General features: G+C 34.3%; 10 protein-coding genes. 7 read left to right on the forward strand and 3 right to left on the reverse strand.

Annotated features, from left to right (window positions below; translation table 11 throughout):
- Nucleotides 1-32 precede the first annotated feature (32 nt).
- Nucleotides 33-854: an HNH endonuclease gene (locus DM397_RS01475; RefSeq protein ID WP_239457767.1), complete on the forward strand. Its 822-nt coding sequence runs from the start codon at nucleotides 33-35 to the stop codon at nucleotides 852-854.
- A gap of 45 nt (nucleotides 855-899) precedes the next feature.
- On the opposite strand, the gene DM397_RS01480 is transcribed toward DM397_RS01475, so the two are convergent.
- Complete coding sequence (locus DM397_RS01480) at nucleotides 900-1,133, reverse strand: hypothetical protein (RefSeq protein ID WP_111367542.1); 234 nt, start codon at nucleotides 1,131-1,133, stop codon at nucleotides 900-902.
- 343 nt (nucleotides 1,134-1,476) lie between these two features.
- Here DM397_RS01480 and DM397_RS01485 point away from each other — a divergent pair, with 343 nt between their 5' ends.
- Nucleotides 1,477-1,791, forward strand: a complete 315-nt coding sequence (locus tag DM397_RS01485) for an HPF/RaiA family ribosome-associated protein (RefSeq protein ID WP_111375860.1) — start codon at nucleotides 1,477-1,479, stop codon at nucleotides 1,789-1,791.
- 144 nt (nucleotides 1,792-1,935) lie between these two features.
- On the opposite strand, the gene DM397_RS01490 is transcribed toward DM397_RS01485, so the two are convergent.
- Nucleotides 1,936-2,592 (reverse strand): hypothetical protein, encoded by a 657-nt coding sequence (locus DM397_RS01490; protein WP_111375861.1) that lies wholly within the window; start codon nucleotides 2,590-2,592, stop codon nucleotides 1,936-1,938.
- 243 nt (nucleotides 2,593-2,835) lie between these two features.
- Between DM397_RS01490 and DM397_RS01495 the strand changes: the two genes are divergently transcribed.
- From DM397_RS01495 to DM397_RS01515, 5 genes are all read left to right on the forward strand, one after another.
- Nucleotides 2,836-3,324, forward strand: a complete 489-nt coding sequence (locus tag DM397_RS01495) for a nuclear transport factor 2 family protein (RefSeq protein ID WP_111375862.1) — start codon at nucleotides 2,836-2,838, stop codon at nucleotides 3,322-3,324.
- Nucleotides 3,325-3,587: 263 nt separating this feature from the next.
- Nucleotides 3,588-4,970: an ammonium transporter gene (locus DM397_RS01500; RefSeq protein WP_111375863.1), complete on the forward strand. Its 1,383-nt coding sequence runs from the start codon at nucleotides 3,588-3,590 to the stop codon at nucleotides 4,968-4,970.
- A 133-nt stretch (nucleotides 4,971-5,103) separates the two neighbouring features.
- Nucleotides 5,104-5,781, forward strand: a complete 678-nt coding sequence (gene trmB / locus DM397_RS01505) for a tRNA (guanosine(46)-N7)-methyltransferase TrmB (RefSeq protein WP_073408106.1) — start codon at nucleotides 5,104-5,106, stop codon at nucleotides 5,779-5,781.
- A 41-nt stretch (nucleotides 5,782-5,822) separates the two neighbouring features.
- Nucleotides 5,823-6,461 carry a lysine transporter LysE gene (locus DM397_RS01510; protein WP_111375864.1) on the forward strand — a complete coding sequence of 213 codons (639 nt, stop codon included), beginning with the start codon at nucleotides 5,823-5,825 and terminating at the stop codon, nucleotides 6,459-6,461.
- An 83-nt stretch (nucleotides 6,462-6,544) separates the two neighbouring features.
- Nucleotides 6,545-6,871 carry an MGMT family protein gene (locus DM397_RS01515; protein WP_111286436.1) on the forward strand — a complete coding sequence of 109 codons (327 nt, stop codon included), beginning with the start codon at nucleotides 6,545-6,547 and terminating at the stop codon, nucleotides 6,869-6,871.
- A gap of 175 nt (nucleotides 6,872-7,046) precedes the next feature.
- Here the strand turns inward: DM397_RS01515 and DM397_RS01520 are convergent, their stop codons facing one another.
- Entirely contained in the window at nucleotides 7,047-8,372 is a 1,326-nt protein-coding gene (locus DM397_RS01520) for a sensor histidine kinase (RefSeq protein ID WP_111375865.1), read from the reverse strand.
- Nucleotides 8,373-8,708: the final 336 nt, after the last annotated feature.

Genomic DNA, 8,708 nt, shown 5'->3' on the forward strand with positions numbered 1-8,708 from the left:
CCTCGGAATGACAAACAAGACTTAAGTATTTATTGTATATATTTACTGAAGACAAATTTTTTCCAAAAATGCCACAACCTCAACCAACACGTAGACTCTGGTCTCGTGAAGAATTAATCCTTGCCTTTAATTTATATCTCAAAATTGAATACGGCAAAATTCATGACCAAAATCCAGATGTAATTCAATTAGGAAAACTTATTGACAGAACGCCAGGTTCAATATCAATGAGATTAGCAAATTTTGCAAGTATTGATCCCTTTCACCAAGAAAGGGGTGTAGTAGGTTTAAAAAATGGAATGAATCAAGTTCAACCTATTTGGGATGAATTCTTCGACAATAAAGAAGAATTACTATTCCAAAGTGAAGAAATATTAGCCGAAAAAGAAAACACTTCTGTACATAGTAAATACAAAGATATTCTAAGTGATTTAAAAGATCTTAAAGGCGAAACTATTCTTCGTGAAGTAAAAACTAGAGTAAATCAATGTGTTTTCAGAAAAATCGTTCTAACAAATTATACAAATAAATGTGCAATTTCAGGCATCGATATTCCAGAATTATTACATGCTAGCCATATTATTCCTTGGTCTAAAAATGAAGAACATCGTCTAAATCCTGAAAATGGAATTTGCTTTTCAGCACTTTACGACAAAGCCTTTGACAAAGGTTTAATTGGAATTAATGCCAATCTTCAAATTATATTTTCTGATTCATTAAAAAAGAAAAAAGATAGCGAATACTTTCAGAAATATTTTGCTCCTATTGAAAATCAAGAAATACTTAAGGCAAAAAAATATTTGCCAAGGAAAGAATTTTTAGAACATCATTTAGATACAATCTTCAATAAATAAGTTTCATGAAAAAAGCCACTTTCCCAAGTGGCTTTTTCTCGTTTCTTACTCAATCCCCAAATAAGGATCAAGAATTTCTGCTAATTCATTTAACCAAAAGAAACCATCTTCAATATTTACGGTTTCAGTTTTCATAAATCCATCTTCTCGTATTGCGTTTAACGCAATTAGGAAATTGACTTGCCTAATCGTTTTTGCCATACTTTTCGAATCGATTGAATTGTTGAAGAATTCAGTTAACCTCAATTCGGTTTCTTTGGAAAGGGCGTTGGTACTCATAATCTTGAATTTTAGGAATAAAAAAACCCATGTGGCTTAGCTGTCCTGCACATTCAAGAACGCGCTACGGTTGTTTCCAATAACGTCAGCATACCACATGGGCAAGAATTTTTTTGTGTTCATAATCTTGAATTTTAGGAACTCCAAATATATGAAAAACAAAATAAATTGTAGGTTTTTTCTTTATTTTAAAAACAAAATACTCTAAGTATATTTTCTCCAAATCGAAATTACAAAATTGAAAAATAAATCATTTTAAAATTTCATAATATTTCCTTAACTCACTTGTCTTTTTCCTCTAAAATGGATAAGTTTGAGAATGAATCATTAAATTTTATTTGTTATGAAAGTACAAATCAACACCGACAAAAACATTGAAGGAAGTGCAAGATTAGAAAGTTATTTTTCTGGAGAAATAGAGAAAAGCTTAGATCGTTTTCAAGATAAAATTACTCGTGTAGAAGTTCACTTTGGAGACGAGAATGGAGAAAAGTTTAGTCTGCACGACAAAAAATGTGTGATTGAAGTTCGTCCTGTAAAATTACAGCCTATAACTGTTACAGAACATGCCGAAACACTTGAAAAAGCTTTTAGCGGTGCATTGGCCAAAGCTAAAAAAACATTGACGAGCACTTTCGAGAAGATAAAAGAACATTAATTTTTTTTAAACCATATAAGTGATATAAGTTCATTTTAAGTTTACTGAAAAACTTTATATCACAAAAAAAGCGAAGCACTTTTAGTACTTCGCTTTTTTTGTGTGAAAATCTTAAATTAACTTATATCACTTATATGGTTTACTTTATTTAGGTAACGGTGCGCCTACTGCAATATCGCAACGGTGACCTGGCTTTCCGTGTGGCGGATTCATTCCGTCTGCTACTGTAGCTTCAGTGCCTTCCGTACTTAACAAAGCTGGAACTGGGTTTGATGCTGGCGGAGTAACCGTAAAGTTTTGAGTAACTGTTCCGCTTTGAGTTGTATTTGCTGTCGTTGTATTTTTAGCAGGAGCAGAATTTAATGGCGCTCCAACCGCAATATCACATCTGTGTCCAGGCTGTCCGTGTGGCGGATTCATTCCTTTTGCCACTTTAACAGGCGTAGCAGTTGTAGTCGTTACCATTTTCTGCTGACTCGGATTTACCTGAACAGTTTGTCCTTGAGTCGCTTGTACTTGCTGTGTCGGTGCAGAATTTAAAGGTGCTCCAACTGCAATATCGCAACGGTGTCCCGGCTGTCCGTGAGCAGGATTGATTCCTTTAGTATCGCTTAAAACTGTATTTGGATTTGCTGCAGGGTTTTGCACCACTGGCGCTGCAGGTTTTGTGGTATCTTTTGCAAGTCCTAATCTTACTAATTCTGAAGATGCTGTACTTGCCTGCGGTTCTAATTCCTTTTTACAGGAAATAAAAAGTAAAGAAGTAACAGCTAGTGAGCCTAGAAGTATTTTTGCATTCATGATGGGGGTATTTTATTGATGAATCAAATATAGTGGTTTTTTGAGAGATTAAATCACATGAGTAATGTTAATGATAATTTAATGAGGAACAAAGGTACAAAGTTGCAAAGGTACATAGTCATTAGGCATCTTAAAATAAACTTTGCGACTCTGCGACTTTGCGAGATTCAAAAAATAGCATTGCGAGAAACCTCACTTCCATCGTTAAAAAAATTATACCTTTAAACTCAAATAACATATCTCATGAAAAAAACACTTTTACTCCTTTTATTTGTTGCTTCTTTTGCCAATGCGCAAACAGACAAAATCAAAATCAATCAGACTCTCGACGCTTGGCATAAAGCTGCTGGCGAAGTAAAATACGATGCCTACTTTAATGTCTTGGCAGACGATGCCATTTACATTGGAACCGATGCAACCGAAAATTGGACCAAAAAAGAATTTGCGGTTTGGGCGAAACCATTTTTCGACAAAGGAACGACTTGGAATTTTAAAGCTTTAGAACGTCATGTCTTTTTTGATAAATCAGGAAAAATAGCTTGGTTTGATGAATTGTTAGACACACAAATGAAAATCTGTCGCGGATCTGGAGTTTTGGTTAAAGTGGGCAACGAATGGAAAATTCAGCATTATGTTCTATCGATGACGATTCCGAATGACGAAGTTGATGCTGTTACCAAGATAAAAGCACCAATTGAAGACGCTTTGATTGCAAAACTTCAGAAAAAATAAAACATTTTACGGTTTTCTTATTATAAACGTAACTTTTTGAGCACATTAGAAGCGCTGTTAGCAGATTAATTTTAATTAATTCGGCAAAAACAGCGCTTTTTTGTAACTTTAGAATAAGATACTGTCAAAAAAACGAACCGTATTCTACAAAATTCATCAAAATAAAACCCATGCCTCTATTTTAACAGCCTTAAAAACAAGAATCTTTATTTTTTTCTAACTTTGACCCCAAAAAAAATAGGGTTAAACAAAGTATTTTAAAAATGAAAATAGAAAAACGCTGGATTATCTCCTTTATCATGATAAGCGTCGTATGTACGATAGGGGCATTTTGGCCAACAGTGACCGAAAATAATTATGTTTTATCAGAATTTGGAACTACAGATCATATCGTTCCTGCCGATGTTGCCTGGATGCTTACTTCGAGCTGTCTGGTTTTAATCATGACGCCAGGATTGTCTTTCTTTTATGGCGGAATGGTAGGAAAGAAAAACGTTATTTCGACCATGCTTCAAAGTTTTATCTGTTTAGGAGTGGTAACGCTTTTATGGGTTGTCGTTGCTTTTAGTTTGGCATTTGGAGAACCGGTTGGTTTTGGTTCTGGAGATCATTTTTATAGCTTTTTTGGTAATCCGACCACTTTTGCTTTTATGGATTATGTTGGCGTTCTTCCTCATAAACAATTGGCAAGTACGATTCCGTTTATGCTTTTTGCTTTGTTTCAAATGAAATTTGCCATCATTTGCCCTGCTATTATTACGGGTTCATTTGCAGAGCGCGTTCGTTTTATCTCTTATTTAGTTTTCATTAGTTTATTTACCATTTTCATATATGCTCCTTTATGTCATGCCGTTTGGTATCCAACAGGCGTTTTAGGAAGCTATTTTGGCGTTAAAGATTTTGCAGGAGGAACTGTGGTGCACATGAGTTCTGGTTTTGCTGCTTTGGCGGGAGTTATTGTTTTAGGAAAAAGAAAAAACAGCCAGCATATTCCAACCAATATTCCGTTTGTATTATTAGGAACAGGAATGCTTTGGTTCGGCTGGTTCGGGTTCAACGCTGGATCTGCTCTTGCTGCCAACGGAACTGCTGCTATGGCTTTTGCAACCACTACAACCTCATCGGCTGCAGCGATGTTAACTTGGATTTTCTTTGATAGAATGAACGGAAGAAAAGTCTCTGCTCTAGGCGCTTGTATTGGTGCTGTTGTTGGTTTAGTTGCCATTACACCAGCTGCAGGATTTGTTTCGGTGCCAGAAAGTATGTTCTTCGGTTTCATTACAGCATTGGTTTCTAACACTGCTGTAAACTGTAAATATTCAAAAAAATTCGATGATACGCTTGACGTTTTTGCTTGTCACGGTGTTGGCGGAATTATGGGAATGATTCTGACTGCTATTTTCGCTCACGGCGAAGATGCAAGTTTACTTCACGGCGGATGGAATGTTTTCGGACATCACATGATGGCTTTGGTTTTAGTTTCAATCTTTACTTTCTTCGGAGCTTATTTCTTATTTAAAGTAACCAATTTCATTATTCCACTAAGAGTTTCTGAAGAATCAGAACATATCGGATTGGATTTATCTCAACACGATGAAACTTTAGATCCAAAATCAAAACCAATTACTGAACCTCATTACGGATAATTTTTTTTCCGCCACGAATTCACAAATTTTATTTTTAAAATAATTCGTGAATTCGTGGCGAAAAAACATTTAAACCCACTTTAGCCATTTCATTCGTTTATATTCCTTAATTTTGCCGAAAATTTTTGTAAAAGTGGGAAGTAAAAATAAACTAAAAAGATTCAGAGAAAACGAAACATTTCAAAACGTTTTTCAGCCAACCAGAGAAGAAGTTGTAGGCGATTTAATGCCTTTAAAAGGAAAATGGAACTCTGATTTCTTTAAAAATGACAATCCATTAGTTTTAGAATTAGGATGCGGAAAGGGAGAATATTCTGTTGGATTAGCAGAAAAATATCCAAACAAAAATTTTATCGGAATTGATATTAAAGGGGCTCGTTTCTGGCGTGGTGCTAAAACTGCTGTAGAAAACGGACTTCATAATGTTGCTTTTGTTCGTACACAAATTGAATTGATCAATCATATTTTTGCTGAAGGCGAAGTAGACGAAATCTGGATTACTTTCCCAGATCCGCAAATCAAATACAAAAGAACAAAACACAGAATGACCAATTCTGAGTTCTTGAAATTGTACAAAAAAATCCTGAAAAAAGACGGTGTGGTAAACCTAAAAACCGATAGCGAATTTATGCACGGTTATACACTTGGATTGCTTCACGGTGAAGGTCACGAAGTTTTATACGCAAACCATAACGTATATAAAAACGAAGGAAGCCCAGAAGTTGTGACTTCTATCCAGACTTTCTACGAAAAACAATATTTAGAAATTAATAAGGCAATTACGTATATTCGTTTCAAAATTAAAGACTAACTTTAATTTTGAAGCCTTTATCTAACCGATTTAATCACTAAATGACCTACCTTACTCCATTAATTTCAGGTTTTATTGCCGCTGCCATTGGAACTATTCCGCCTGGATTGCTCAATATGACGGCTGCCAAAATAAAAATGAAAGAAGGGAAGAAGAATGCTCTGTCGTTTGTAATTGGTGCTGTTTTAATTATTTTTTTTCAGGCTTATATTGCGGTATTATTTGCTCGTGTGATAGACAATCGTCCAGATGTTGTCATATTATTGCGTGAAGCTGGTTTTATCATTTTTTCTATCTTAACTATTTATTTTTTCTTTTTTGCGAAAGATCCGATAGCAAAGAAAAAGACCAAACTAAAGAAAACCAGCAAAAAAAGCAGTTTCTTTCTTGGAATGCTACTTTCTGGATTAAACTTCTTTCCGATTCCTTATTATGTGGTAATAAGTGTAACGCTTGCTTCGTATCATCTTTTTGTATTCGAAAATACCATTATCTTAACCTTTGTATTAGGATCAGTTCTTGGAGCTTTTGCAATTTTGTATAGCTATATTGCCTTTTTTGGAAGAATAGAAAAGAAAACCGATTACTTCATGCGAAACATGAACACTATTATCGGAACCATAACAGGATTAGTTGCTCTTGCAACACTTTTTAATATTCTGAATTACTACTTCGGGTAAATAAAACTAACCATTAAGAGATTAAGAAAAATTAAGTTTTTATCTTTATTAACTTCATATCTTAATGGTAAAAATATTTTAAAATGGCAGAAGAGAATTTTTTCGAAAGAGTTTATGTAATCGCCAGACAAATTCCGTTTGGAAAAGTTACTTCTTATGGCGCTATCGCAAAAGCATTAGGCACGGCTCGTTCTGCAAGAATGGTGGGCTGGGCAATGAACGCTTGTCATAATATGGATGATGTTCCAGCACATAGAGTCGTTAACCAAAAAGGTCTTCTGACAGGAAAACATCATTTTGATGGAACCAATTTAATGCAGCAACTTTTAGAAAATGAAGGAATAAAAGTAGTCAATAATCAGATTGTAGATTTTGAGAAACATTTCTGGAAACCTGAAGTTGAATCTTAAGAAATATTTTCACTATATAAGTGATATAAGTTCATTTAAAGTTTTACTTTGTCATTTAATCTCGCAAAGACGCGAAGTCGCAAAGCTTATTTTAAATTTTCTTTGCGACTTCGCGTCTTTGCGAGAGATATAACACAATGTTTAAATGAACTTATATCACTTATATGGTTCATTTTCAAATCAAGCAAATCACAAAACTCGTTTTATCTTCGTCCGTTTGATAGCTTAGATAACCTCCATGCGCTTCTATAATATTTTTAGAAAGCGTCAAACCAATTCCTGCCCCATCTTTTCTTGTGGTGAAAAACGGAAGAAAAACTTTATCTCTAATTTCTGCGTCTACTCCTTTTCCATTGTCTGAAATCACAATGAAAAAGCGATTGTTTTCAGTATAACTCGAAATCAGCAATTTCTTTTCTGTTTTTTCCATTAAAGCATGAATACTATTGGTAATCAAATTGATAATTACCTGCTCCATTTGATTTTTATCGATCATAATAGAACGCGAACTGTGTATTTCATTTATCAATTCAATTTTTTCTTCCTTCAAAATCGGACTCATAATTCGAAGACAATCTTCAAACAGAACATTAATTGGCGTCATTTGTTTGTTTGGCGTTGGCAACATTGCCAGTTTACGGTAATTTTCCACAAAAAACTGCAAATGATCACTCCTATTTATGATGGTCGAAATACTGCTTTTGATGTCCTCAAAATCATCTTCTTCCAATTCTTCCTGATCGACAATATGAAGCAAATTCTGCGAAAGCGCACGAATCGGCGTTAGCGAATTCATTAATTCATGCGAAATAATCTTCATTAAATTAATCCACGCTTCTTTCTCTTTCTTCTCAATAACACGCTGAATACTATCTAGTAAAATGATAAAATACTCTTTATTGTAAGTTTGGGTATGCGACGTCTGAAGCATAAAAGTCTGAAGGTCTTGATCTTCAATTTTGATAGAAATAGCTTTTTTAAGTTCAGTAAAACCAACCTTTTCAATCTCACTGCACAAACTCGGAAGATAGTTTTTAAGATATTGCCAATGACTTACTTTTGGCACTTTAAAAAGATTCGAAAAACAGTCGTTCATTATAAAAATCGACCAATCCTCATTTTCTTTTTCTAAGATCAAAGCCGCAGTATCGATACTGTTCAAAATCGAACGGTAGATTAATTCTTTGGAAATCTGCTCTTGTTTCTGAACCTTTAAAGTATCATACAAGTGATACAGACTATTAAAATTGTCTTTTTTATGTTCTTCTGGAAAATGGGCAGAAAAGTCGTCATGCAGAATCGAGTTTATTGTTTTATCATAAAACAGCAATTGGTTTTTGACAAAAAAATACATTTCGAATAGGAAAATCAAAACGAAAACACCAACCAATAAAGCGTTGTAATGAAATCCTTTATAGAATAATAATGCGGTGGCAAGGAAGAGCACCATTACAAATAAAACTCTCACGAACAATGCATTATAAAACTTCCAGTTCTTCATTTTTTTTGAATTGCCTCCAGCTTTAGCTGGAGAGATACATTATTTATAGAAATAGGCTTTAGCCAAAATGCCTAAGTTTGGCTAAAGCCCCAATCTTATCTCAAAATTAACATCCAGCTAAAGCTGGACGCTACTCATTTTCTCTAATTCTTCAAATCGTATTTCTCTATTCTTCTGTACAAAGCGGCACGAGACAAACCAAATTATTTATTACTTTTTTGAATTGCCTCCAGCTTTAGCTGGAGAGATATATTAATTTACAGAAATAGACTTTAGCCAAAATGCCTAAGTTTGGCTAAAGCCCCAATCTTATCTCAAAATTAACATCCAGCTAAA

The sequence above is a fragment of the Flavobacterium nitrogenifigens genome (genome assembly GCF_003254565.1).
Taxonomy (GTDB): Bacteria; Bacteroidota; Bacteroidia; order Flavobacteriales; family Flavobacteriaceae; genus Flavobacterium; species Flavobacterium nitrogenifigens.